This is a genomic window from Cupriavidus sp. 05T313 (genome assembly GCF_056396665.1).
In genome coordinates this window covers 17,946-42,221 of the sequence record NZ_JBFTLX010000017.1, presented here as the reverse complement: position 1 = coordinate 42,221, position 24,276 = coordinate 17,946, and the positions used below count along the sequence as shown (strand labels likewise).

Sequence of the window (24,276 nt, the reverse complement as noted above, 5' to 3'; positions counted from 1 at the left end):
CACCCACTCAGCGGCGCTCGAGCAGCGGCGCCAGGTACTTGCCGGTAAAGCTGGCCTTGCTCGCGGCCACGGCTTCCGGCGTGCCCTTGGCGATCACCTGGCCGCCGCCGGCGCCGCCTTCGGGGCCCATGTCGAGCAGCCAGTCGGCGGTCTTGATCACGTCGAGGTTGTGCTCGATGATGACCACCGTATTGCCCTGGTCGCGCAGCTTGTGGATGACCTTGAGCAACAGCTCGATATCGTGGAAGTGCAGGCCCGTGGTGGGCTCGTCCAGGAYGTAGAGCGTGCGGCCGGTGTCGCGCTTCGACAGTTCCAGCGACAGCTTGACGCGCTGCGCCTCGCCGCCCGACAACGTGGTCGCGGACTGGCCCAGGCGGATGTAGCCGAGGCCGACATCGAGCAGCGTTTTCAGCTTGCGCCGGACCACCGGCACCGCCAGGAAGAACTCGTGCGCCTGCTCCACCGTCATGTCGAGCACTTCGTGGATGTTCTTGCCCTTGTAGAGCACCTCCAGCGTTTCGCGGTTGTAGCGCTTGCCGTGGCAGACGTCGCAAGGCACGTACACGTCGGGGAGGAAGTGCATCTCGACCTTGATCACGCCATCGCCCTGGCAGGCTTCGCAGCGGCCGCCCTTGACGTTGAACGAGAAGCGGCCCGGATCGTAGCCGCGCTCCTTGGCCGACGGCACGCCGGCGAACAGCTCGCGGATCGGYGTGAACAGGCCGGTGTAGGTGGCGGGGTTTGAGCGCGGGGTACGGCCGATCGGGCTCTGGTCGACGTTGATGACCTTGTCGAAGTGCTCCAGCCCATCGATGCGGTCGTGCGCCGCGGGCTCGGCGGTGGAGCCGTACAGGTGGCGCGCCACCGCGTGGTAGAGCGTGTCGTTGATCAGCGTCGACTTGCCCGARCCGGAGACGCCGGTCACGCAGGTGAGCAGGCCCACCGGGATATCGGCGCTGACATTGCGCAGGTTGTTGCCGGTGGCATTGATGATGCGCAGCAGCTTTTCCTCATCGGGCGCGGCGCGCTCCTTGGGCACCTCGATGCGGCGCGCGCCGGACATGTACTGGCCGGTGAGYGAGTTGGCCGATTGCTCGATCTGCAGAGGCGTGCCTTCGGCGACGATCATGCCGCCATGCACGCCCGCGCCCGGGCCGATGTCGACCACGTAGTCGCAGGCGCGGATCATGTCTTCATCGTGCTCGACCACCAGCACGGAGTTGCCGATRTCGCGCAGRTGCTTGAGSGTGCCGATCAGCCGGTCGTTGTCGCGYTGGTGCAGGCCGATSGATGGYTCRTCSAGCACATACATCACGCCGGTCAGTCCCGAGCCGATCTGCGAAGCCAGCCGGATGCGCTRCGCCTCGCCGCCCGACAGCGTGTCGGCGCTGCGTTCCAGCGACAGGTAATCCAGTCCCACGTTATTGAGGAAGTTCAGGCGCGCGCTGATTTCCTTGACGATCTTGTCGGCAATCTCGCGCTTGGCGCCGTGCATGTCCAGCGTAAGGAAATACGTGAGCGCGTCGCGCAGCGGCCAGCCATTGATCTCGTAGATGGCGCGCGCCTGGTCGTTTTCGCCCAGCTTGACATGGCGCGCCTCGGTGCGCAGGCGGGTGCCATGGCAGGCGGGGCAGGCCTGGTTGTTCTGGTACTTGGCCAGTTCCTCGCGCACCGCGATCGAGTCGGTCTCGCGGTAACGCCGCTCCAGGTTGGGGATGATGCCCTCGAAGGCATGCTCGCGCACCGTGGTGCGGCCGCGCTCGTTCATATAGGTGAACGGGATCTCCACTTCGCCGGAGCCATGCAGCACGACTTCCTGCACCTCGGCCGGCAGGTCCTCGAAGGCCGTATCGAGTTCGAACTCGTAGTAGGCCGCCAGGCTCTGCAGCATCTGGAAGTAGAACTGGTTGCGGCGGTCCCAGCCCTTGATGGCGCCCGAGGCCAGCGACAGGTTGGGGAAGGCCACCACCCGCTTGGGGTCGAAAAAGGTGATCTGGCCCAGGCCGTCGCAGGTCGGGCAGGCGCCCATCGGATTGTTGAACGAGAACAGGCGCGGCTCGAGTTCCTGGAGCGAGTACGAGCAGATCGGGCAGGCGAACTTGGAGCTGAACACGTGCTCCTGGCTGGTATCGATCTCCAGCGCGACGGCGCGGCCGTCGGCCAGGCGCAGGGCGGTCTCGAACGATTCCGCCAGCCGCTGCTTGATGTCGGGGCGCACCTTGACGCGGTCCACCACCACCTCGATGGAGTGTTTCTCGGTCTTCTTCAGCTTGGGCAGCGCGTCCACCTCGTAGACCACGGCCGGCGCCTCATGCGTGGTGCCGCCGCCCGAACGCACGCGAAAGCGCACGAAGCCCTGCGCCTGCATGGTGTCGAACAGGTCGGAATGCTCGCCCTTGCGGTTGGCCACCACCGGCGCAAGGATCATCAGTTTGGTGTCTTCCGGCAGCGCCAGCGCGGCGTCCACCATCTGCGACACGCTTTGCGCCTGCAAGGGCAGATTGTGATCGGGGCAGTAAGGCGTACCGGCGCGGGCGTACAGCAGGCGCAGGTAGTCGTGGATCTCGGTGACCGTTCCCACGGTTGAGCGCGGGTTGTGGCTGGTGGCCTTCTGTTCGATGGCGATCGCCGGCGAAAGCCCTTCGATCAGGTCGACGTCCGGCTTTTCCATCAGTTGCAGGAACTGGCGCGCGTAGGCCGACAGCGACTCCACATAGCGGCGCTGGCCCTCCGCGTASAKSGTGTCGAARGCGAGSGAGGACTTGCCCGATCCGGACAGCCCGGTAATCACGATCAGCTTGTTGCGCGGCAGATCGAGATTGATGTTCTTCAGGTTGTGGGTACGGGCACCACGGATTCTAATTTCTTCCATATACCGATTGTCTTCGCCAGGCGGGGCCGCCGGTCAGGTCGACAGGCCGGGTCTCACGGAATTTCAAGAAAAAAGCATGCCAGCAGGGCTGCAGCCGGCTTCAGGCCAGCCCCAGGCCGGGCTTTGCCAGCCTGCGCCGGGGCTTGCGGCGTCCGATCCGGACCCTAAAGCGCAGCGGAGCAAACCTGTTAATATACCGAACTTCGGTTTCCGGGGGTTGCATGGGCCATCAGACGTGTCCTGCAATGCCCACATCCGGCATGCTGCTGAGGGTTGTCAGGCAAGGATGCTTCCGTCCTGCCGGGCGCCYGGCGCAACGGTGACAGAAGGGGCCGCAATTTCCGGGGCCGCAACTTCCGCTCCGGCCATGGATCGAAGTTGTCGCCGCCCCGTCAGCATCGGGGTGATGCGGTACGTGCGCGGTGCACGAGCCGGCAATCCGTCAGAGAAACTCCCCACGATCGCAATGTCGTCGATCCATAGCTCCTCCCAAGATGCGGCCAAGGCCGACGATTCCAAGGTTCAGCCCGCCGCCGGGCGCGACCGCATGACCCGTATGGAACTGCGGGCCAGCATTTCGCTGGCCAGCATCTTCGCGCTGCGCATGCTGGGCCTGTTCCTGATCCTGCCCGTCTTCACCGAATACGCCAGCGGCCTGCCCGACGGACACGACGCCCAGCGTGTGGGCCTGGCCATGGGCATCTACGGCCTGATGCAAGCTTTCCTGCACATTCCGCTGGGCTGGCTGTCCGACCGCGTCGGCCGCAAGCCGGTGATGGTGGCGGGCCTGCTGCTGTTCATCGCCGGTGGCCTGGTGGCGGCCGGTTCGGACACGCTCACCGGCATCATCCTCGGCCGTGCGCTGCAGGGCATGGGCGCGATCTCCGCCGCCATTACCGCCTGCATCGCAGATCTCACCCGCGAGCAGCACCGCACCAAGGCCATGGCAATGGTGGGAGGCAGCATCGGCCTGACCTTCGCGCTGTCGCTGGTGATTGCCTCGCCGCTGCTGCACAGCATCGGCATGCCGGGCATCTTCACGCTGATGTCGGTGCTGGGCGTGATCGCGATCCTGGTGACGCTGTTCCTGGTGCCCACGCCGCCGCCGCCGCATCCCGTGCGGCTGCCGTTCCGCGCCGTGCTGCTCAATGCGGACCTGATCCGCCTGAATGTCGGCGTGCTGGCCTTGCACGCGTCCCAGGTGGCCATGTTCATGGTCGTGCCGGCCATGCTCAGCGACGCCGGCATGCCGCTGGATCAGCACTGGAAGGTCTACCTGCCGGTGGTGCTGGTCTCGTTCGTGCTGATGCTCGGGCCAATGATGGCCGCCGAGCGCTACGGCAAGGTGCGCCCGGTGCTGCTCGGCGCGGTTGGATTGATGACCGCGGTGCAGTTGATGTTCGCCGCCGTGCACGGTTTGTGGGGAATCGTAGGTGTGCTGCTGCTGTTCTTCGTGGCATTCAACGTGCTGGAGGCGATGCAGCCCTCGCTGGTGTCGCGCTATGCCGCCGCCGCGCGCGGGGCGGCGCTTGGCGTTTACAACACCACGCAGGCGATGGGCCTGTTCCTGGGCGGTGTGGTCGGTGGCTGGCTGCTCAAGCACGAAGGTCGCGGCGCGGTCTTCCTCGGCTGTGCCGTGGTACTGCTGCTCTGGCTTATAATCGCCTGGAACATGAAGTCGCCGCCGGCCCGGAAGAGCAGTTCCCCGGCCGTCGCCGCCTGAAGTGGGCGGCCAGCGTGGCGGCCGGCCTGAAAGGGCCGGCCGCATCACTTCGTAAAGCTTTTTGCCGCAAATAGGCACTAGCATGACCGCGCGTCCGACTTCTTGGCCGGGGGCGCGTTATTCGTTTACGCATCAGTCAAGGCATTGCCACGCCGCTTGCAGCAGAGGGCGTGGCCCTGGGAGAACATTCACATGGCATCGATCAACAAAGTCATCCTCGTCGGCAACCTGGGCGCGGACCCCGAAACCCGCTACCTGCCCAGCGGCGACGCAGTGAGCAACATCCGCCTGGCGACCACCGACCGCTACAAGGACAAGACCAGTGGCGAAATGAAGGAAGCCACCGAGTGGCACCGCATCGCCTTCTTCGGCAAGCTGGCCGAAATCGCTGGCCAATACCTGCGCAAGGGCTCGYMGGTCTATATCGAAGGCCGCATYCGCACSCGCAAGTGGMMSGACCAAKCYGGCSMGGAMAAGTACAGCACCGARATCGTCGCSGASCAGATGCAGATGCTGGGCTCGCGCCAGGGCATGGGCGGCGGTGACCGCGGTGGTGACGACATGGGCGGCGGCGGTTACGGCGGTGGCCGTGAATCGTCGGGCGGTGGCGGTGGCGGCTACGGTGGTGGTGCACGCAGCGGTGGTGGCCAGGCGGCCGGTGGCCAGCAGGGTGGCGCTGCGCGCCGTCAGCAGCAGGCGCCGTCGAACGGGTTTGAGGATATGGACGACGATATTCCGTTTTAACCTTGCGTAATCAGAACCTGTAAAGATCAACCCCGCCTACAAGCGGGGTTTTTTCTTTTGGATCCGTATCTTCTGGGGCGGTGATACGCCGAGATCCCGGGCCATGGGCGTGGCCAGCATGGCTGGCAGATGGTAGGTTGAACCCCATGCCAGTGTCTGGGCAATGCCCAGCCTGGCGACCACACTACTTGTTGGCTCCATGGCCATCCCGTTCGTTGATTACTCGACTTCGCCGCTATCGGTATCGCTGACCTGAGCGTCCTTCTCATGACTCATTGCTGCCGCCGCGAGCGTGGCGGCAATAGCCGGCGCTGCTTCCTTGCGCTCGCTGTACCGGTCCGTCAGGTAGTCGCTGCGATCGCGAACCAGCAGCGTGAACTTGTAGAGTTCCTCCATGACATCGACCAGGCGGTCGTAGTAGGAGGAGGGTTTCATGCGGCCGTTGGCGTCGAATTCCTGGTACGCCTTGGCGACAGATGACTGGTTCGGGATCGTCACCATTCGCATCCAGCGCCCCAGCACGCGTAGCGCGTTGACGGCGTTGAACGACTGCGAGCCGCCGCAGACCTGCATCACCGCCAGCGTACGCCCCTGTGTGGGCCGAATCCCGCCCATCTCCAGCGGCAGCCAGTCAATCTGGTTCTTGAAGACGGCAGTCAGCGTGCCGTGGCGTTCGGGACTGCACCACACCTGACCCTCCGACCACTCCGAGAGCTTGCGCAGTTCGACCACCTTCGGATGGTCCGCCGGCACGCTGTCGGCCATGGGCAGGCCATGTGGGTTGAACACGCGGGTCTCCGCGCCAAAATGCTGCAGAATCCGTTCGGCTTCCTGCACGAGCAGGCGGCTGTACGACGTCTCGCGCAGCGAACCGTATAGCAGCAGGATCCGGGGCGGATGGGTGCTGATGCGTGYGGGCTCCAGCTTGTGCAGGTCAGGCGTGCCGAGTACAGCGGACACGATGTTGGGCAAGTTCGTGCTCATTGGACCTTCCGTCCTTGTGCATCGATCACGACCTCACCGTCCTCCTTGGAGAACGCGCCTTGCTGAGGCGAGGACAAGATGTCGATCACGACTTCCGACGGCCGGCACAGCCGCACGCCAAGCTTCGTGACGACGAAGGGCCGGTTAATCAGGATAGGATGGGTCAGCATGGCATCGAGCAACTGGTCATCGGTCAGCGCCGGATCGGAGAGACCCAGTTCGGCGTAGGGCGTGCCCTTCTCGCGGATAGCTTCGCGCACGGTAAGGCCAGCATCGCGGATCATCGCCTGCAACGTCTGCCGGTCCGGTGGCGTGTTCAGGTATTCGATGACGATCGGCTCGATGCCAGCATTGCGGATCATGGCCAGAGTGTTGCGCGACGTGCCGCACGCAGGGTTGTGATAGATGGTGACGGACATGTTGGTTCCTCAATGCGATTCGTACCAGCGCTGCGAGCGGTTGACCACGCCCACAACGAAGAGCATCACCGGCACTTCGATCAGCACGCCCACGACGGTGGCGAGCGCCGCGCCGGATTGAAAGCCGAAGATGCCGATGGCGGTAGCCACGGCCAGTTCGAAGAAGTTGCTTGCGCCGATCAGTGCCGATGGGCCAGCCACGCAGTGGGCTACGCCGAGCTTGCGGTTCAGCAGGTAGGCCAGGCCGGAGTTCAGCAGTACCTGGATCAGGATTGGCACGGCCAGCAAGAGAATGATCAAGGGCTGTTCGACGATTGCATTGCCCTGGAAGCCGAAGAGCAGCACGAGCGTGGCGAGCAGTGCTGTGATCGAATAGGGGCCCAATGCGTTGACAACGCGCTTGTATGTGGCTTCGCCGCGGGCCAGCAGCGCCTTGCGGATGACCTGCGCGATCAGCACCGGAATGACGATGTAGAGCCCGACCGAGGCGATGAGCGTATCCCACGGGACGGTGATCGAAGAAAGGCCCAGCAGCAGGCCGACGACAGGCGCGAAGGCCACGACCATGATCGCGTCGTTGAGCGCCACCTGCGACAGCGTGAAATACGGATCGCCCTTGCAGAGCTGCGACCAGACGAAAACCATCGCGGTACAAGGCGCCGCGGCCAGCAGAATCAGGCCGGCTATGTAGCTGTCGAGCTGGTCGGCCGGCAGCCATGCCGCGAAAAGGTGGCGAACGAAGATCCACCCCAGCAATGCCATCGAGAATGGCTTCACGAGCCAGTTCACGAAGAGCGTCACGCCGATACCGCGCCAGTGGCCCGCGACCTGGCCCATCGCGCCGAAGTCGATCTTGATCAGCATGGGAACGATCATGATCCAGATCAGCGCGCCCACCGGCAGGTTCACCTGCGCCACTTGCATGGCGCCGATCGCATGGAACACCGCTGGCAACCATTGGCCGAGCAGGATGCCGGCGACGATACAGAGCGCAACCCAGACGGTCAGGTAGCGCTCAAAGAAGCCGATGGCACTGGGTTGCCTTGCCCCGGCCGTCCGTTGTGCCGTGCTCATTCCCCTGACTCCACGAGTTGTTCGCCGATGGCGCGCATGCCCCTCTGGATGGCGTTGCGGTCCAGCACGTGCAATGGCAGGTTCACGAACTGGCGCACGCGATTCAGGATCTGGCGGAACACCTGGTCGAACACCTTGCGCTTCTCTTCGTCGGAGCCCTGAATGGCTGCGGGATCCAGGAAGCCCCAATGCGCCGTGATGGGCGTGCCAGGCCAGACCGGGCAGACCTCGCCGGCGGCCTGGTCGCAGACGGTAATGACGAAGTCCATCTTGGGCGCACCGGGTACGGCAAACTCGTCCCAGCTCTTGCTGCGCAGGCCCGAAATGTCGTAGCCGATCGACAGGCAACGCTCGATGGCAAAGGGATTCACCGTGCCCGACGGATGGCTGCCTGCGCTGTAGGCGTGGAAGCGGCCTTTGCCGAGCACATTGAACAGTGCTTCGGCCATGACGCTGCGGGCGGAGTTGCCGGTGCATAGCACCAGGACATTGAAGATCTTGTCGGACATAGTGGTCGTCGGGGCGAGCAGGGGCCTCCTCGTCCGAGGATCGGTAGCGGAGGCGTTGTTAGCGAAAGCTCAGCAGCAGCCGGATTCCGGCGCGCAGCGGGCGGTCTTTGCAGGTTGCTTCGGAGCGGTGTTCAATTGGGTCGGCGCGCAACAGGCGGCGGCTTCAGCGCTGCGATTGCGCGATTCGCCATACGTCGGCGCACTACCGAGCGTGTGGAAGGACTCCCACGCAATGCCTTGCGGGTCGACAGACCAATGCTTGTCCGAGGTCGCGTAGCAGCAGTTCGTCGCGGCCTGCGATTGCATTGGCAGGTCGGCATTGGCCAGCCGCGTCTGCATCTCCGCGAGTTCCGCGTCCGTCTCCACCTGGATACCCAGGTGGTCAATGCCGAGCATCCCGGTGCGATTGGAGATGGCGAAGTTCACGCGAGGGTCTTCCAGCGCCCACTTCGCATAGTCGTCCCTGACGATGGTCGGTTCCGCGTCGAACAGCGCGGTGTAGTAGCGGATGCTTGCGGGCAGATCGGCCACGCTGACGTGGACGTGAAAGCGCTTCATGGTCAGGACTCCGTGGCAACGGAACAGGAAGGTACCGGCGAACACGGCGTGCCGCCGCAGCAGTTCTCGGTGAGGTAGCCAAGCAAGGCATTCATGGTCTCGAACTGAGCCATGTAGATGATCGACCGGCCTTCCTGACGGCTTGCCAGCAGGCCGGCCCGGTGCAATTCCTTGAGGTGGAACGACAGCGACGAGGCTGGCATCTCCATCAATTCAGCAATGCGGCYCGCCGGCAGGCCTTCAGGCCCCGCCTGCACGAGCAGGCGGAACACGGCCAGACGGATGGCGTGAGCAAGTGCGGCGAGCGCTTCGAGCGCGTTATTGGTTTCCATGATTCGACTATAGTCGAATCATGGAATTGGTGCAATCGCCAGTTAGTGACACGGAAAGATCGTAGACATTGCCTAGGTGATTCGGACGCATCGGCCGAGGGAAAACCCAAGTGCAACCTTGCGGCCACAGGCATCTCATGACTGCCGTCTGATTCCATAAATCATATATATGAGTTAGTTGACTAGAAGCGACGTTGCCTACTATGATGGGACCGCCCAGCATCGCTCAAGCCCCCCCTCACATTTTGCTGATCGAATCCGTCCTTTCGCAGACGCAACTCACGCCCCTCGAACTCGCCTGCCTGGCGCCCATCGYGCTGTGGGCCTATACGATCTTCGGGCTGACGGGGTTCGGCTCTTCCATCATGGCGATGCCGCTGCTCACGCAGATCGTCCCGCTGCGCACCGCGGTGCCGATGATCCTGTTCTTCGATCTTGTCGCGGGAACCCTGCTGGGCGTGCGCAGCCGCAGCCATGTGCATGTGGGTGAGTTGCGGCGGCTGCTGCCGAGCGTCGTGATTGGCATGGTTGCAGGCCTGGCGCTGCTGATGTTCGCGCCGGAGCGTCCGCTGCTGCTGTTGCACGGCTTGTTCGTGTTGCTGTATTCCGCGTGGAACCTGCTGTTCAAACGCGGCTTCAGCGAGCTGGATACGCGGCTGTCGGTGCCGTTCGGCGTAGTGGGCGGCATGCTGACCGCGATGTTCGGCACTGGCGGCCCGCTCTACACGATCTACCTGGCAGGGCGCTTGCGAGACGCCGCGCAGTTGCGGGCCACCACCAGCACGCTGATCGTGCTGACGGCGTTCGGGCGGTTGATACTGTTTGCGCTAGCGGGGCTGTACGCCAATGCCGCCATCTTCACGCTGGCGGCGCTGCTGATGCCGTGCGCCATTGCCGGCTACTTCGCGGGCGGCTGGCTGCACCGGCGCATCGCGCCGGCGAAAGTGATCCGCGTGGTATGGACGATCCTGATCGCTGCGGGGCTCGGCCTGGTTTATCGCAGCGCGCTGGGATAGGGCACCGGCGCGCTGCGTCTCTCACTTGCGTGCCACCACCGGCGCGGGCACGCCTTCCATCTGCACATTGACGCAGGCCGGCAGGCCCGACGCGATGGCGCGCTGCACCGCTGGCAACAGCTGCTCCGGCGTTTGCACGAATTCACCATATCCGCCAAACGCCGCGCAGACCTGATCGTATCGCGAGGGAAGCAGTTCGCATCCCACCAGCCTGTCCTTGCCGTAGCTGTTGAGCTGGATTTGGTACTCCGCATTCCAGCGCGCGTCATTGCCAACCACGGCGACGAAGGGCAGCCCGTAGCGTACCGCCGTGTCGAACTCGGCGATATGAAAGCCCGTGGTGCCGTCTCCCATCATGGCGATGACCGGCGCGTCCGGCTTGGCCAGCCGCGCCGCCAGCGCCATCGGCAGGGCGCTGCCGATGGCGCCCGCCGGACCGTTGATGACGCGGTGCGGCGCTTGCAGGCAGGCTTGCGCCCATTGCCCGAATTCGCCGCCGTCGGAGACCAGCACCGCCTCCGGATGGCTGTCCAGGATCGGCTGCAGGGGACTGCACACCTGGACCGGGTGCAGCGCGTGCGTCGACGACGCGGTCTTCCATGATTCGGGACGATGGCGGATTGCAGCCTTCACGTCCTCCAGCCATGCATGATGCTGCTCCCGCCCGGCCGCGCAGGCGATCAGTTGCGCGAAGGCGCTGCCGATATCCGCGCGCCGTGCGAGCAGCAAGCGGGCACCGGCCGCACGGCGGCTTCGCTCCAACTCGGCATCGTCCGCATCGATCTGCAGGAAGTTGCAGCCGGCCGCGAAGGCGGGAGACTGGCCGAACTTCAGCGTGAAGTCGAGGCGCTTGCCCAGCAGCAATATGCAGTCGGCCTGCGCCAGCATCTGCGCGAAGGCGCCGAGGCTCGGATCGTTGTTGCCACGGGGGCTTTCCATGCCGACGACGGGAATGCCGGTGCGCGCTTCCAGTTCCGCCATGCGGCTGCGCCCGCGAGCCGTGAGCCACGCGGGACCGGCGAGGATCAACGGGCGCTTTGCCGCCGCCAGTGAAGCCAGTACGTCGGAGGTCGTCTGCGCATCGAGCGCGGGCGCTTCCTGCGGCGTGGCGATCGAGGCCGGCACGCCGGCATGCGTCACGGCATTTTCCAACGCATCGGTGGGCAGGCTGAGGTGCACCGGGCCGGGCCGTCCGGATGCCGCGATGCGCATGGCCAGCGCGATATCGGCAGCAACGGTGTCCGGGCTGGCGCAGGCCCACGACGCCTTGGTGACGGGTGCGGCCATCTCGACTTGCTGCATTTCCTGAAAGGCGCCAAAACCGCGCTGGCTGTTCGGCGCATGGCCAGACAGCAGGACCAGCGGCGACTCCGACATCTGCGCGGTATAGAGCGCGGATACCGCGTTGGCGTGGCCGGGTCCGCCGGTGACCATTGCCACGCCGACTTCGCCCGTGATGCGCGACCACGCATCGGCCATGTGCACGGTGGCGGCTTCATGGCGCGCGTGGATCAACGCGATTTCCGCGTCGAGGCAGGCGTCGAACACCGGCATGATGTGATTGCCCGACAGGGTGAATATGCGCCTGGCACCGGCCTTGGCCAGCGTGCTGGCCAGCGCATCGGCGCCGCGATGGGACTTCGCCATGGGAATTCCTATTTGAGCTGAATGTTGAGGGACTTGCCCAATTGTTCGTACATTGCCACCTGGGCTTCGACAAACCTGTGCGTCTCGGACGGCGACAGGATCATGGGGATCGAGGCAATGGTGAGGACCCCGGTTTTCCATTGCGGATCGCTCGCGACTTTCGGTAGCACCGCAGCCCATTTTTCGACCAGGGCGGGGTCCATGCCCGGCGGGCCGTACAGCGCGCTCCAACCATTGAGCGCTTCCAGCCGGGGATGGCCGGTCTCGCTCGCGGTCGGTACGTCGGGCAGCTCCGGCAGGCGCTGCGGCGAGGTGGTCACCAGCGCGCGCAGTTTTCCGCCCTTGATATTTCCGATCAATGCGGTCAGGTTGTTGCAGGTGAAATCGACTTCGCCGGAGAGTACCGCCGCGGTAGCCTCGCCGCCGCCCTTGTAGGCAACCTGCACCACCGCCTGTTTGTCGAGCCGCGCCGATTGCAGCAAGGCCTGGGTTGTCAGGTTCAGCACCGTGCCAGGGCCGGAGGTGCTGTAGTTCAGCTTGCCGGGCTGGCTGCGGATGACGGCGATCAGGTCGTCCAGCGTCTTGTAGGCGGCTGCCGTCCTGACCACGCAGACCACCGGGTTCAGTTCCAGCAGCCCGAGCAGCGTGAAGTCATTCCACTTGTAGCCCAGGTCGGGCTGCAGCGCCGGCAGGATCGCCTGCGCACCGACGCGGCCGAGCAGCAGCGTCTGTCCGTTCGGCTTCGCGTCGCGCACGAACTGCGAGCCGATGGCGCCGCCGGCGCCGGCCTTGTTGACGACCACCAGGGTTTCGCCGGTCACGTTCCTTACCCCGGCGGAGAGGTTGCGCGCCGAGAGGTCCGCATCTCCGCCCGCGCTGTAAGGCACCACAACGGTAATCGGCCGCGCAGGGGCGCTTTCGGCCGATGCAAGACCGCCAACGCAGAGCAGCATGGCGGCGAGCGCCGCCGCGCGCAGTGTCTTCTTCTTGTTCATTGAGTCTCCTCCACCTAGGCACTACATCAGGCCGCCTCCTCCAGGATCGTCTGCCCCGGAGCGACGCGGGTAAATTGCACGGGAGAGCGGGTCAGCTGCAGCATGCCGTCGCGCTGGCGCACCACGGTGAAGCTGGACCCGGGCAGGTCCCCGGTCGCAGGGAAATCCTCGCGAAAATGCGCGCCGCGCGAATCCTCGCGGGACAGAGCGGCTTCCACGATGACCTGGCTTACGCCGATCAGGCTGCCGAGGTTCATCCAGTCGTGCCACGTGACGTTGAACGCGCGATGGCCGCCGGCGACGCCGGTTGCCTTCAGCGCCTGTTCCAGTTCCGCTAGGCGTTGACGAGCCCGCAGCAAGCCGTCGCGCGTGCGCATGATGCCGACGTGGTCCCACATGCAGTCGAACAGCGCCTCGCGGATCGGTTCCAGGCTGCCGGCGGGCTTGCCGAATGGCGCTTCCATGGCGGCGATGGCGGCTGCGATCGCGGCTTCGTCGGGCGCGCGCAGCGTGTTGTTGCGCCGCGTCCAGGCGGCCATGGTGTCGCCGGCGATGCCGCCGAACACGGTCGAGTTGGCGACGCCGTTGCCACCCAGGCGGTTCGCGCCATGCACGCCGCCCGTGTCTTCGCCGGCGGCAAACAGGCCGTGCAGCTCGGTGCTGCAGTCGGGGCGGAACTGCACGCCGCCCATCATGTAGTGCGCGGTTGGCACCACCTCGACGAGATCGCCGGCAAGGTCGAAGCCGCAGTCCCCGCAGCGCTCGACCATGCCCTTGAACTGCTTGCGCACCTTGTCGGGACCGAGATGGCTCATCTGGATATACGCGCCGCCATTGGGCGAAGTCCGTCCCGCGCGCATCTCCGCATAGATCCCGCGCGACACGATGTCGCGCGTGGCGCGTTCGCCGCGCGGATCGTAGTTGTGCATGAAGCGCTCTTTGTCGCCGTTGAGCAGGTAGCCGCCGGCGCCGCGCAGGCCTTCTTCCAGCACGGTGCCCGTCATGCGCGTGTCCTTGCCCGCCAGCAGCCCGGTGGGGTGGAACTGCACCATCTCCATGTCGCGCAGGGGCAGGCCGGCGCGCAGCGCCATCGCCAGGCCGTCGCAGCTCTTGTCTCCCGAGGGCGTGTGGAACTTGTACATGGTCGGCCCGCCGCCCGTGGCCAGCAACACGGCCTTGGCCTGCACGAACACGAATTCGCCGTTGCGCATATCGATCATCAGCACGCCGGACAACGACTTGCCGTCCGGCGTCTTGATCAGCTCGACGGCACGGTGTTCTTCCAGCCGGTTGATGCCGCGGCTCCAGACCTGCTCGGCCAGCCGGTTGATGATCTCGATGCCGGTCAGGTCGCCCTTGTGCACGGTGCGGTCGAAGGTCTGCCCGGCGAAGGCCTTCTGGTGGACCGTGCCATCGGGGTTGCGGTCGAAGAAGCAGCCCAGCTCGTTCTCTAGTTCGTGGATGCGTTCGACCGCCTTGGTGACCAGCGTCCACGCCAGGTCCTGGTCTGACAGCCACTTGCTGCCTTCCACGGTGTCCATGAAATGGCGCTCGACCGAATCGCCCTGCGCCAGCGCCACGTTGTAGCCGCCCTGGACCATGCGGGTGCAGCCGCATTTGCCCAGCAGGCCTTTCACGGCCACGGTGATCGACAACTCCGGCGCTTGCTGGTGCGCGTGCAGCGCGGCGAACAGCCCGGCGCCGCCGGAGCCGAGGATCAGCACGTCGGTCTGCAGTCGCTTGATGGTCTTCATGGTTTTGCCACTCCCAGGCTGGCCAGCACGGCAGCGCGCTGGTCTGCGGTGTTTTGTTTGACGGCGGTGTAGAGACTGTTGCCGTGGCTGTCCATGGCCACCAGCAGCGGGCCGAAATCGCGGATGCGGAAGCGCCACAGTGATTCGGGGTTGAGGTCGTCGAGATCCACGTCCTCGATCTGTTCGATCCAGGTGGTTTCCAGCGCCGCCGTGCCGCCGATGATCGCCAGGTAGACGCCGCCCAGTTCCTGGAACGCCGCCTGCGAGCCTTCGCGCATGCCGCCCTTGCCGACGATCATGCGTACGCCGTTCTGCGTCATCAGCGGGCGGGTGAAGCGCTCCATGCGGTCGGAGGTGGTGGTGCCGATGCAGATCGGCTGGTAGCCGGCGGGATGCTCCGCGCTGGCCGGCACTTTGCGCACATTGGGCGCGGTATGGATGACCGCATGGCCGCCGAGATCGAAACGCGTTGCGCGGCCGCGGTCGAACATATGGATCTGCGTGGCGTCGCGGATGCCGAACAGGGTTTGCTGCAAGGTCACGGTGTCGTTGACGCGCAGCTGACGGATCTGTGCCTCCGTCACGGGCGTGGAGAGTTCGTAGTGCGCCATGGTCAGAATCCGTAGCTGATGCCGTCAGCGGTGAAGGTGGCGCATGCGCGCCGCGCGGAATGGCACTGCATGTTGACGGCAATGGGGTTCATCGTGATATGCGTCGAGGCAAGCTCGATATGCACTGCGAAGGCGGTCGCGTCGCCGCCCAGGCCTTGCGGGCCGACACCGAGCTGGTTCACGGCCCGCGACAGTTCCGCTTCCAGCGCCGCGCCGTCGGGATCGGCGCATTGCGTGCCGAGCGCGCGCGTGGCTGCCCGCTTGGCCAGCGCCACGCACAGGTCCGAGGTCCCGCCGAGGCCCACGCCGACGATGGTCGGCGGGCAGGTCTTGCCGCCCGCGGCGATCACGCTGTCGATGACGAAGGTCTTGATGGCATCCATGCCCTCGGCGGGAATCGCCATCTTGAGGAAGGAGTTGTTCTCCGAGCCGCTGCCCTTGGGCACCATCTCCAGCGTCATGCGCCCCGGCGTGTCGTCGAAGTCGATATGGATCACCGGCACCTCGATGCCGCAGGAAGTGTGGTTGTTCTTGCGGGTCAGCGGATGCACCACGGAAGAACGCAGCGGGTGCTCGCGCGTGGCGCGCTCGCAGCCGCGCCGGATGGCCTGCTTGAAGGCATGTCCGTCGACGGCGACGCCGGTGCCGATCGTCATGTTGTAGATCGGCACGCCGGTGTCCTGGCACAGCAGGTTGTCGGTGTCCTCCGCGATGCGGATGTTCTTGCTCATGGTGGCCAGCACGCTGCGCGCCGTGGCGGAGGTTTCGTGTTCCTGCAGCTGCGCGATGCCGTCCTTGACGTCGGGCGGYAGTATCTTCAGCGCGCGGATATACAGTTCCCTGGCCGCGTCTTCCAGGAGGGTGAGATCTATCTTCATGCTTGTCCTCGATGCTCGGCCCCGGCCTGGATGGGCCGGGGCGCTCAGTTGGCGCTCAGTTGGCCGTCAGGTTGCGGTTCTTGACGATCTTTTCCCATCGCTGCGATTCCGTGGCGATGGCTGTGCTCAGTTGCTGGGGCGTGTTGCCGACCGGCTTCATGCCCTGCGCGAGCAAACGCGCCTGGGTGTCCGGATCCGCCAGCACCTTGACCGTGTCCTGCTGCACCTTGCTGACGATCTCGGGTGGCGTGCCCGCCGGCATCACGAAGCCGAACCAGCCCGTCACGTTCTCCATGCCCGTGAGGCCGGCTTCCGCCACGGTCGGCACGTCGGGCAGCATGGGCGAGCGCTCGTTGCCGGTGACAGCGAGCGCGCGCAGCTTGCCGCCCTTCACGAACTGCGAGGCTGCGGCGATATTGCCGACCATCAGCTGGAGTTGCCCCGCCATCAGGTCGTTGTAGGCAAGCGATTCGCCCTTGTAGGGCACATGCGTGATGTTGATCCCGGCAGCGTCGGCGAAGGCCTCGCCCGCCATGTGCACCTGGCTGCCGGTGCCGGCGGAGCCGAAGTTGAGCTTGCCCGGCTGGGACTTCGCCAGGCTGATCAGTTCCTTCAGGTTCCTGGCCGGCACACCGGGATTGACGACGACCAGCATCGGGCCGCTGGCCACGTTGGTGATGAAGGTGAAGTCCTTGGCGCTGTAGGGCAGCCGCTGGTAGATAAACGGGTTGACCGTGAACATGCTGCCCGAGGCCAGCATCATCGTATAGCCGTCGGCCGCTGCCTTGGCCGTGACCTGCGCGCCGACGGCACCGCCCGCGCCCAGGCGGTTCTCGACCACCACGGTCTGCTTCCACATCTCGCTCAGCTTCTGGCCGATCACGCGGCCGAGCACATCGGTGCTGCCGCCCGCGGCGAACGGCACGACCATAGTGACCGGGCGGGTCGGCCATGCATCCGCCCGCGCATTGCCGGCTGCAACCACTGCGGCGGCGCCGAGGCAGAGCGCAAGGCAGCGCCGGCGGATCGTGGACTTCGGGGAAAGCGTCATGGTGGTCTCCTTTGGGGTTGTGGGCATGGCGACGCTTCAGCCGGCGGCGCTCATGGTTGTTGGCCTACGAAAACAGCGAGAGCATGAATGCCAGGCCCGCGCAAAGGCCCGCACCGAGACTGAACGCGACCCAGTCCTTGCGCAGGCCCGTCCACGGCCGGAACTCGATCAGCAAGAGCCGCACGCCGCCCATCATGTGCAGCGAGAGCAGGATCACCAGCCCCCACTCACCGGTCTTGAACAGCGGGTTGTCGGTGAGTTTCAGGAAGCCGTCGAGCGCCGCTTCGCCCTGGATGGCATGGCCCAGCGCCCAGAAATGCACCGGCAGGAACAGCGCCAGCGCGAGGCCGGAAAGTCGGTGGATCAGGAAGGCCCAGTAGGCGGCATGGTTGCGGGCGCGCATGTCGTTTCTCTTCATGGCATCACCACCGCGTAGACGGCGCGCAGCCCAGCCAGGCCCAGCACTGCGGCAAACAGCCATGCAGCCGTCACCACGCCGCGCGAACGCCATGCCAGCCATTCCTGGGCGATCCGCATCAGGCCGATCGGCACGTGCACGGTGCAGGCGAGCACGAAGCAGGCGTAGAAGGCGCCGAAGGCCCAGTTGCCACGCGTGCGCGCCAGCACTTCCGCGCCGGAGAGCCCGCCGCGCACGGCGACCATGATGACGATGAGGTGTCCCACCACGCACAGCGCCAGCACCATGGCGCTCAGGCGCTGCCAGTACCAGAGCCTGGCCTGGGTACCGACCGAAATCGCTTTGTTCATAGCTCCCCCTTGATGGCGGCCTTGGCGACAATGCGCTTGAGTCCGGCGATGCCCGCCGTCGGCGCCAGCTGCTTGGGGCAACGCTCGGTGCAGGAGCCCTGCGTATGGCAGCTGTGGCATCCGGCGTCGCCGGCAACGGCGCGCAGGCGTTCGGTGCCCACCACGTCGCGCACATCGTTGACCAGCGTCCACGCGCGGTTCATCGCGGCGGGGCCGAGGTAATCGGGGCGCCAGCCGACCACATCGCAAGAGGCGTAGCAGACGCCGCAGCCGATGCACTCGATGCCGGCATCGGCGGCCTTGCGCGCGGGGGAGGCGGGCTCGACGCTGGCGAATGCGTCGTGGCGCGTGGTGGCACCCTTGAACTGTCCTTTGGCCGCTGCCCACTTGTCGAAGAAGGCCGTCATGTCGGTGGCGAGGTCCTTGATGACAGGCAGGTTCGACAGCGGGGCAATTTCCAGCGAGTCGCCCTGCACGACCTTGGCGACGTGCGTGCGGCAGCTCCAGCGCGCCTTGCCGTTGACGGTCATGGCGCATGAGCCGCACATGCCGACGCGGCAGGCGAAGCGGTAGCCGAGGTCCGGCTCGAGGTGGCGCTGGATGTAGGTCACCACGTCGAGTACCGTCTGGCTGGCGTTGCGCGGCACCTGGTAGGAGACGAATTCGCCGTCTTCATTGCCGCGCCATACACGAACGTTGAGAGTAGTCATGGGGTCGATTGGGGGAGGGTTTCGGTGCGCCGCCGAGTTGTCTGAGGCGCTTGTCGATGCGGGCTGTCCGCTCGTATTGTTCCGGATTGCATGGCGAGCAAAAAGCTAGTAATTCTCTTGTCCAGATAAAGGAATTCTTTCTCTGCACCGCCGCTTTCCCCGCACCGCCATCCCGGAGCCGCAATGTCTTCCATCCGCACCCTCAAGACCTTCCTGGCCGTGGCCCGGTGCGGGACGTTCGCGGCGGCGGGCAAGCAGATCGGCCTGACGCCCGCCGCGGTCGGATTACAGATCCGTGCGCTGGAGGAAGACCTGAACTGCCAGCTGTTCGACCGCAATGCGCGCGCGGCGATTCTCAATCCCGCCGGCCGCGCGCTGGTGCCGGAACTCGAGGCGCTGGTGCAGCGATATGAATCGCTGGCTTCCGGACAAGAGGATGGCCTCTCCGGAACGGTGGCGATCGGTGCTCTGGTGTCGGTGCTGATGGGCGCGTTCGCCGATGCCTTGTGGGCGATCAAGCAGGAGCATCCGCGCCTGGACGTGCGGCTCTTCGCCGGCCTCTCGGCCGATTTCGCGCTCAAGGTGGAACACGGCGAACTGGATGCCGCGGTGGTCACGCGCTCGCCGCGCCCGCTGCCGCGCAACCTGGTGTGGACCGAGCTATATACCGAGCCGATGGTGCTGATCGTGCCGCGCCATCCGCACTTCTTCCTGCCCGACGATGGCCGCGAGATGCTGGCCGAAGCGCCGTTCATCCGCTTCGAGCCGGGCACCTGGACCGGCAACCTGGTGCAGGAGGTGCTGGACCAGTGCGGCGTGACCGTGAACGAGAGCATGCAGCTGAATTCGAACGAGGCGATCATCGAACTGGTGCGGCAGGGGTTCGGCATATCGATCGTGCCGCGACTGGCCAACGTCACCTGGGAGGGCGACAGCCTGTTGCGCCTGGTACCGCTCGACGGCGTCGACGTGCGGCGCCGCGTCGGTCTGCTCGAACGCTCGACGCATGCGCGCCTGGCATTTACGGATGTCATCAAGGGATACTTCCGGCAAAGCGGTGCGATTCGCGGCGGCAGGCAGCCGGAGGCCGCACGCGATCAGCGTGCAGCCCCTTGACGACCGAGGGGCCAAGGCGGCAGCGCCGCCTCTCTCAGTCGGCGTGGATGTCCTGTTCCTTGATCAGCTTGGCCCAGCGCGCCACTTCGCCATTGAAGTAGGTGGCGAACGCGGCGCTTGCCATCGGTGCCGGCGTGAAGCCGCCGGCGATGATGCGCTCGCGCACGCTCTTCACCTCCAGCATGCTGGTCACCGAGCTGCCGACTTTGTCGATCACGGCCTGCGGCGTGCCGGCGGGCATCATCAGGCCGGTCCAGTTCTCCACGATGAGATCGGGGAAACCGGCCTCGGCCACCGTCGGCACATCCGGCATCAGCGGATGGCGCTCGCGCGTCGTCACCGCCAGGGCGCGCAGCTTGCCGCCTTTGACGTTTTGCAGCGATTCCGGAAAGTTGGAAAACACCACGTCGATCTGGCCGCCGATCAGGTCGGTCATGGACGGCGTGCCGCCCTTGTAGGGCACGTGGGTGATGGTGGTCTTGGTGATCCGCTCGAACAGTGCAAGCGCCAGGTGCGGCGGCGTGCCGTTGCCGCTGGAACCAGCGCTCAGGCGCCCCTTGCGCGCCGCTTCAGCCAGATCCTTCAGCGACTTGATCGGCGAGCTGGCCGGCACTACCACCATCATCGGCGACGAGGCGATGCGCGCCACCGGCACCAGGTCCTTCTGCATATTGAATGGCAGGCGGGGAAACAGCGTCACGTTGGACGAATGCGCCAGCGTCACCGCCAGCCAGGTGTAGCCGTCCGCGCTGGCGCGGGCCACCTGCTCCGCGCCGATATTCGCATTGCCGCCGGGCTTGTTCTCCACCACTACCGGCTGCTTCCATTCCCCGGCCAGGTACTGGCCAACCTGCCGTGCCGAGATATCGGTGAGACCTCCGGCGGCAAACGGAACGACATAGCGGACCGGCTTGGCCGGGAAGGCTGCAGGTGTGCTGCTGGCTGCGGCCGGTCCGGCGAGCAGCGTGAGCAACAGCAGCGACGGGCCGGCGATGCGCCGGAGGAAGGTGCAGTGCATGGTGTCTCCTTTGGTGGGACCGGCGCCTTCTGGCGGGCGCCGTGGATGCGGTGCGGTCAGGCTTGAGCTAGCGTGCGCAACTCCTTTTCCAGTGCTTCGGGGATCTCGATACCGTGCTCCCGGGCCTTGGCTTGCGCGTCGATGCGCCGTGCGCCGGGCAGGCGGGTGCCGCTGTCCGAAAGCATGGCGGCGATCAGGGCCTCGAGGCGGGCGTGGTACGCGGCATCGCCTGCGAAGCCGCGCGGATTGAAGGCCAGGAACAGCTGGCCGATACGTGGCTGGTTGCCGGCGTCCTCGAAGAAGGAATCGGCTTCCGCGCCAAAGTGGGCGCCGGCCAGCGACACGATCAGCGTCTCCACCAGCAACGCGAGCATCGCGCCCTTGACGCCGCCCGCGGGCAGCATCGAGCCGTGCAGCGCGGCCTGCGCATCGGTGGTGGGCTTGCCGTCGGCATCCAGCGCCCATCCCGGCGGGATCGGCTTGCCTTGCCTGGCGGCGACCATGATCTTGCCGCGCGCCACTTCCGAGAGCGACAGGTCGATGACCAGCGGGTCGGCATCCTTGCGAGGAAACACGGCGGCGATCGGATTAGTGCCGAACAGCGGCGTGCGGCCGCCCCAGGCCGGCATGGCCGCCGGCGAATTACCCATGGCGATGCCGATCATGCCGGCTTGCGCCACAGGGTCCAGATGCAGCGCCGCTGCCCCGAAGTGATGGCTGTTGGTCACCACGCCGGCGCCAATGCCGCATTCGCGCGCGCTGTCGATGGCGGCCGAGACCGCCTGCGCGCAGGCGGGAAAGGCGAAGCCGGATTGCGCGTCGATCAGCGTGGTGCCCGGCGTCTGTCGCGCAACCGTGGGCTGGGCGTTCCCGTTCACGCGCTGGTGGCGCAGGTGCGCCACATACATGGGCACGCGCGAGACGCCGTGCGACGGCAGCCCGGCGAGGTCGGCCTGCACCAGCGCGCGGGCGGTGGGGCCTGCCTGCGCCGCACTAGCGCCCGCGCTGCGCAGGGCGCTCGCGGCGAGTCGTTCCAGTTCTTCTGCCCGGTAGGCGGTCATGCATGCACTCCCAATGCGTTTTTGACTGCGTCTGCAATCATCATGGAAACGCGCGCGTTGGCCTCGAAACTGACGCCGGCGATATGCGGCGTCAGCACCAGGTTCGGCGCGTCCGCCAGGATACCGCCGGCCCCCAGCGGCTCCGCTTCGAAGACATCGAGCGCCGCGCCCGCCAGCGATCCCCCGCGCAGCGCAGCCGCCAGCGCAGCCTCGTCGACCACGCCGCCACGCGCGGTGTTGACGAGGACCGCGCCGCGCTTCATGCCGCGCAGGCGCTCCGCGTTGATGAGATGGCGCGTAGCCGGCACCAGCGGCACATGCAGGCTCACGGCATCCGCGCTGGCCAGCAGTGCCTCCAGCGTCATCGGTGTCACGGCGGTTTCGCGCCACACCGGATGATCGTCAGGCAGTGCCGGATCGTGCGCTGCTACCTGCATGCCCAGCGCCTGCGCAAGCCGCGCGGTCAGCCGCCCGATATCGCCAAAGCCGATCAGGCCGAGCGTCTTGCCTAGTGCCTCATGCCCCTCCGACAGGCGCGCGCGCGGCCACTTTCCGGCCACCATGCCGGCATGGCTCAGATAGGCGCCGCGCAACAGCATCAGCGCCATCGTGACCACGTATTCGGCCACCGAGCGCGCGTTGGCCCCGGTGGCCGGAATCACGCGGATGCCGCGCGCCTCGCAGGACTTGACGTCGATATTGTCCAGTCCCACCCCAAGCCGGCCGACCACCCGCAGCGCGGGCGCTGCGTCGAGCAGTTCGGCATCGACCCGGGTGCGGTTGCGCACGATCAGCGCATCGGTTTGCGCCAGCGCGCCAAGCAGGGCGTCGCGCTGGTCGACCCAGGCCGGTTCGTAGCGCAGCCGCACGCAAGCGTCCAGCGCGGCCACGGCATCGGCGTCCATGAACTCGCTGATGCAGACCTGTTTCATCAGGCGGACTCGTGGATGCGCGTGAGCACGAACTCGCGGTGGCCCAGCGCTTCCGCGGCGGTCCAGCGGCCGTTGATGGTGGCCATCATGCATTCGAGCAGCTTGTCGCCGGTCTGGTCCAGGGTCTGTTCGCGCTGCAGCAGGCCCGAGCAGTCCACGTCCATATGCTCGCTCATCAGGCGCACGGTGCGCGGATTGGCGCACAGCTTGATTACCGGCACGATCGGGTTGCCGATGACGTTGCCCTGGCCGGTCGGGAAGAAGTGCACGACATAGCCGGAAGCGGCGCACAGCGTAACCATTTCCGCGGCAGCCGAGGACGAGTCCATGAACCACAGGCCGGGGTGGGTCGGCTCTTCGGCCTTGTCCAGCACGCCGTCGACGGTGCATTTCTTGCCGATCTTCTGGATATTGCCGAGCGCTTTTTCTTCGATCGTGGTCAGGCCGCCGGCGATATTGCCCTTGGTCGGCTGCGATTCGGACAGGTCGGTGGTCTTCCAGCGGTCGATCATGCCCTGGTAGCGGTTGAACATCTTCATGAAGTCCTGGCGCACCTTGTCGTTGGCGCAGCGCGCGGCCACGATATGTTCGCCGCCGGTGAGCTCCGAGGTCTCGCCGAATACCAGCGTGGTGCCCAGCGGATGCAGCTTGTCGAAGGCGTTGCCCACGGTCGGGTTGGCGCCGCAGCCGGAGGTGGTGTCGGATTCGCCGCACTTGGTCGAGATCCACAGGTCGCTGATCGGACATTCCACGCGGTGCAGGCCGGTGGCGTACTGCACGAACTCCTTGGCGGCCTTGGAGGCGCGCATGATGGTGTCGTGGTCGCCATGGCCTTCGATGCCAAAGCCTACCACCGGCTTGCCGGTCTTGGCGATGCCGTCCACCACCTTCTTGGTCCAGCCATCCTCGATGCCGATCACCACCACGGCCGCCACATTGGGGTTGCTGCCGGCGCCGATCAGGGTGCGGAAGTGCAGGTCGAGGTCGGGACCGAACTGCAGGCGGCCGTACGGGTGCGGAATCGCCATGGTGCCCTTGATGGCGGTGGCAACGGCTTCGGCAGCGGCGTTGGAGAGGTCGTCCAGCGGCAGGATGATGACGTGGTTGCGCACGCCGACGCGGCCGTTGTCGCGGCGATAGCCCCGGAAGGTGGTCTGGTTGTCGATGACGGACATGGATGTTCTCTCGGTATGTTGTAGGGGTGCGAGGGCGGGGCGCGGCTTACCAGCGCTTGGTCTTGATGTTGTGGACGTGGGCGTGGTCGCCGGCCTTGATGGGCGCGACCACCTTGCCGATGTCGATGCCGTACTTGAAGACGGTCTGGCCCACTTCCATGTCGCGCAGCGCCACCTTGTGGCCGATCGGGATGGGCTGCTTGGCAACCACCGTGATGATCTTGTCCTCGTCCATGATCCAGGCGTTCAGCTCGGTTCCGGCCTCGATCCCCTCGACCACCGCTACGGCGACCGTGTCTTTTGCATCGTGCAGCACTACGTGAATCATT

General features: G+C 65.8%; 25 protein-coding genes and 1 pseudogene. 4 read left to right on the top strand and 22 right to left on the bottom strand.

What is annotated here, in order from left to right; all coding sequences use genetic code 11:
- Positions 1 to 7: 7 nt before the first annotated feature.
- On the bottom strand, positions 8 to 2,872 hold the full coding sequence (uvrA, locus tag AC1DKD_RS06775; RefSeq protein ID WP_477143122.1) for an excinuclease ABC subunit UvrA: 2,865 nt from the start codon (positions 2,870 to 2,872) through the stop codon (positions 8 to 10).
- Between the two features lie 466 nt (positions 2,873 to 3,338).
- Between uvrA and AC1DKD_RS06770 the strand changes: the two genes are divergently transcribed.
- Positions 3,339 to 4,595, top strand: a complete 1,257-nt coding sequence (locus AC1DKD_RS06770; RefSeq protein WP_441627043.1) for an MFS transporter — start codon at positions 3,339 to 3,341, stop codon at positions 4,593 to 4,595.
- A 192-nt stretch (positions 4,596 to 4,787) separates the two neighbouring features.
- Entirely contained in the window at positions 4,788 to 5,339 is a 552-nt protein-coding gene (gene ssb / locus AC1DKD_RS06765) for a single-stranded DNA-binding protein (protein WP_477143121.1), read from the top strand.
- Positions 5,340 to 5,414: 75 nt separating this feature from the next.
- Here ssb and AC1DKD_RS06760 read toward each other — a convergent pair.
- The 7 genes and pseudogenes from AC1DKD_RS06760 to AC1DKD_RS06730 all read right to left on the bottom strand — a co-directional run.
- Positions 5,415 to 5,540: pseudogene (locus tag AC1DKD_RS06760) on the bottom strand (MFS transporter); the annotation flags it as partial.
- An 18-nt stretch (positions 5,541 to 5,558) separates the two neighbouring features.
- On the bottom strand, positions 5,559 to 6,323 hold the full coding sequence (gene arsH, locus AC1DKD_RS06755; protein ID WP_477143120.1) for an arsenical resistance protein ArsH: 765 nt from the start codon (positions 6,321 to 6,323) through the stop codon (positions 5,559 to 5,561).
- A complete protein-coding gene (arsC, locus tag AC1DKD_RS06750; RefSeq protein WP_441627049.1) occupies positions 6,320 to 6,742 on the bottom strand; it encodes an arsenate reductase (glutaredoxin) in 423 nt (140 codons plus the stop codon). Before arsC ends, arsH begins: the two co-directional genes overlap by 4 nt.
- A 9-nt stretch (positions 6,743 to 6,751) precedes the next feature.
- The gene (gene arsB / locus AC1DKD_RS06745; protein WP_477102598.1) at positions 6,752 to 7,816 is read right to left on the bottom strand and encodes an ACR3 family arsenite efflux transporter; all 1,065 of its coding nucleotides are present in this window, start codon (positions 7,814 to 7,816) and stop codon (positions 6,752 to 6,754) included.
- Positions 7,813 to 8,325, bottom strand: a complete 513-nt coding sequence (locus AC1DKD_RS06740; protein WP_441627053.1) for an arsenate reductase ArsC — start codon at positions 8,323 to 8,325, stop codon at positions 7,813 to 7,815. The genes arsB and AC1DKD_RS06740 overlap by 4 nt, the downstream gene beginning before the upstream one ends.
- A gap of 69 nt (positions 8,326 to 8,394) precedes the next feature.
- Positions 8,395 to 8,883, bottom strand: a complete 489-nt coding sequence (locus AC1DKD_RS06735) for an ArsI/CadI family heavy metal resistance metalloenzyme (protein WP_441627055.1) — start codon at positions 8,881 to 8,883, stop codon at positions 8,395 to 8,397.
- 2 nt (positions 8,884 to 8,885) lie between these two features.
- Positions 8,886 to 9,215 (bottom strand): ArsR/SmtB family transcription factor, encoded by a 330-nt coding sequence (locus AC1DKD_RS06730; RefSeq protein ID WP_477143119.1) that lies wholly within the window; start codon positions 9,213 to 9,215, stop codon positions 8,886 to 8,888.
- Between the two features lie 245 nt (positions 9,216 to 9,460).
- Here AC1DKD_RS06730 and AC1DKD_RS06725 point away from each other — a divergent pair, with 245 nt between their 5' ends.
- Complete coding sequence (locus AC1DKD_RS06725; RefSeq protein ID WP_477143118.1) at positions 9,461 to 10,231, top strand: sulfite exporter TauE/SafE family protein; 771 nt, start codon at positions 9,461 to 9,463, stop codon at positions 10,229 to 10,231.
- Positions 10,232 to 10,252: 21 nt separating this feature from the next.
- Here the strand turns inward: AC1DKD_RS06725 and AC1DKD_RS06720 are convergent, their stop codons facing one another.
- From AC1DKD_RS06720 to AC1DKD_RS06680, 9 genes are all read right to left on the bottom strand, one after another.
- Positions 10,253 to 11,878 (bottom strand): thiamine pyrophosphate-binding protein, encoded by a 1,626-nt coding sequence (locus AC1DKD_RS06720; RefSeq protein WP_441627061.1) that lies wholly within the window; start codon positions 11,876 to 11,878, stop codon positions 10,253 to 10,255.
- Positions 11,879 to 11,886: 8 nt separating this feature from the next.
- On the bottom strand, positions 11,887 to 12,873 hold the full coding sequence (locus AC1DKD_RS06715; RefSeq protein WP_441627063.1) for a Bug family tripartite tricarboxylate transporter substrate binding protein: 987 nt from the start codon (positions 12,871 to 12,873) through the stop codon (positions 11,887 to 11,889).
- A 26-nt stretch (positions 12,874 to 12,899) separates the two neighbouring features.
- A complete protein-coding gene (locus AC1DKD_RS06710; protein ID WP_441627065.1) occupies positions 12,900 to 14,627 on the bottom strand; it encodes an L-aspartate oxidase in 1,728 nt (575 codons plus the stop codon).
- Positions 14,624 to 15,238 (bottom strand): fumarate hydratase C-terminal domain-containing protein, encoded by a 615-nt coding sequence (locus AC1DKD_RS06705; protein ID WP_428180691.1) that lies wholly within the window; start codon positions 15,236 to 15,238, stop codon positions 14,624 to 14,626. Before AC1DKD_RS06705 ends, AC1DKD_RS06710 begins: the two co-directional genes overlap by 4 nt.
- A 2-nt stretch (positions 15,239 to 15,240) precedes the next feature.
- On the bottom strand, positions 15,241 to 16,116 hold the full coding sequence (locus AC1DKD_RS06700) for a fumarate hydratase (protein WP_441627067.1): 876 nt from the start codon (positions 16,114 to 16,116) through the stop codon (positions 15,241 to 15,243).
- Between the two features lie 55 nt (positions 16,117 to 16,171).
- Complete coding sequence (locus AC1DKD_RS06695; protein WP_441627069.1) at positions 16,172 to 17,167, bottom strand: Bug family tripartite tricarboxylate transporter substrate binding protein; 996 nt, start codon at positions 17,165 to 17,167, stop codon at positions 16,172 to 16,174.
- A 64-nt stretch (positions 17,168 to 17,231) separates the two neighbouring features.
- Positions 17,232 to 17,585, bottom strand: coding sequence for a succinate dehydrogenase, cytochrome b556 subunit (sdhC, locus tag AC1DKD_RS06690; protein WP_156177325.1), 354 nt, complete (start codon positions 17,583 to 17,585; stop codon positions 17,232 to 17,234).
- Entirely contained in the window at positions 17,582 to 17,935 is a 354-nt protein-coding gene (locus AC1DKD_RS06685) for a succinate dehydrogenase (RefSeq protein ID WP_441627071.1), read from the bottom strand. Before AC1DKD_RS06685 ends, sdhC begins: the two co-directional genes overlap by 4 nt.
- Positions 17,932 to 18,645: a succinate dehydrogenase/fumarate reductase iron-sulfur subunit gene (locus AC1DKD_RS06680; protein ID WP_441627073.1), complete on the bottom strand. Its 714-nt coding sequence runs from the start codon at positions 18,643 to 18,645 to the stop codon at positions 17,932 to 17,934. The genes AC1DKD_RS06685 and AC1DKD_RS06680 overlap by 4 nt, the downstream gene beginning before the upstream one ends.
- 183 nt (positions 18,646 to 18,828) lie before the next feature.
- Between AC1DKD_RS06680 and AC1DKD_RS06675 the strand changes: the two genes are divergently transcribed.
- Complete coding sequence (locus AC1DKD_RS06675) at positions 18,829 to 19,761, top strand: LysR family transcriptional regulator (protein WP_441627075.1); 933 nt, start codon at positions 18,829 to 18,831, stop codon at positions 19,759 to 19,761.
- 34 nt (positions 19,762 to 19,795) lie between these two features.
- On the opposite strand, the gene AC1DKD_RS06670 is transcribed toward AC1DKD_RS06675, so the two are convergent.
- Genes AC1DKD_RS06670 through AC1DKD_RS06650 form a run of 5 tightly spaced genes read right to left on the bottom strand, consistent with a single transcriptional unit; the run spans position 19,796 to position 24,275 of the window.
- The gene (locus AC1DKD_RS06670; RefSeq protein WP_441627077.1) at positions 19,796 to 20,779 is read right to left on the bottom strand and encodes a Bug family tripartite tricarboxylate transporter substrate binding protein; all 984 of its coding nucleotides are present in this window, start codon (positions 20,777 to 20,779) and stop codon (positions 19,796 to 19,798) included.
- A gap of 56 nt (positions 20,780 to 20,835) precedes the next feature.
- On the bottom strand, positions 20,836 to 21,840 hold the full coding sequence (locus tag AC1DKD_RS06665) for an Ldh family oxidoreductase (protein ID WP_441627079.1): 1,005 nt from the start codon (positions 21,838 to 21,840) through the stop codon (positions 20,836 to 20,838).
- Positions 21,837 to 22,772 carry a hydroxyacid dehydrogenase gene (locus AC1DKD_RS06660; RefSeq protein WP_441627081.1) on the bottom strand — a complete coding sequence of 312 codons (936 nt, stop codon included), beginning with the start codon at positions 22,770 to 22,772 and terminating at the stop codon, positions 21,837 to 21,839. The genes AC1DKD_RS06665 and AC1DKD_RS06660 overlap by 4 nt, the downstream gene beginning before the upstream one ends.
- Entirely contained in the window at positions 22,772 to 23,947 is a 1,176-nt protein-coding gene (locus AC1DKD_RS06655; protein WP_428180698.1) for a UxaA family hydrolase, read from the bottom strand. The genes AC1DKD_RS06660 and AC1DKD_RS06655 overlap by 1 nt, the downstream gene beginning before the upstream one ends.
- 46 nt (positions 23,948 to 23,993) lie before the next feature.
- Positions 23,994 to 24,275, bottom strand: a complete 282-nt coding sequence (locus AC1DKD_RS06650; RefSeq protein ID WP_276286527.1) for a UxaA family hydrolase — start codon at positions 24,273 to 24,275, stop codon at positions 23,994 to 23,996.
- Between the last annotated feature and the right edge of the window lies 1 nt (position 24,276).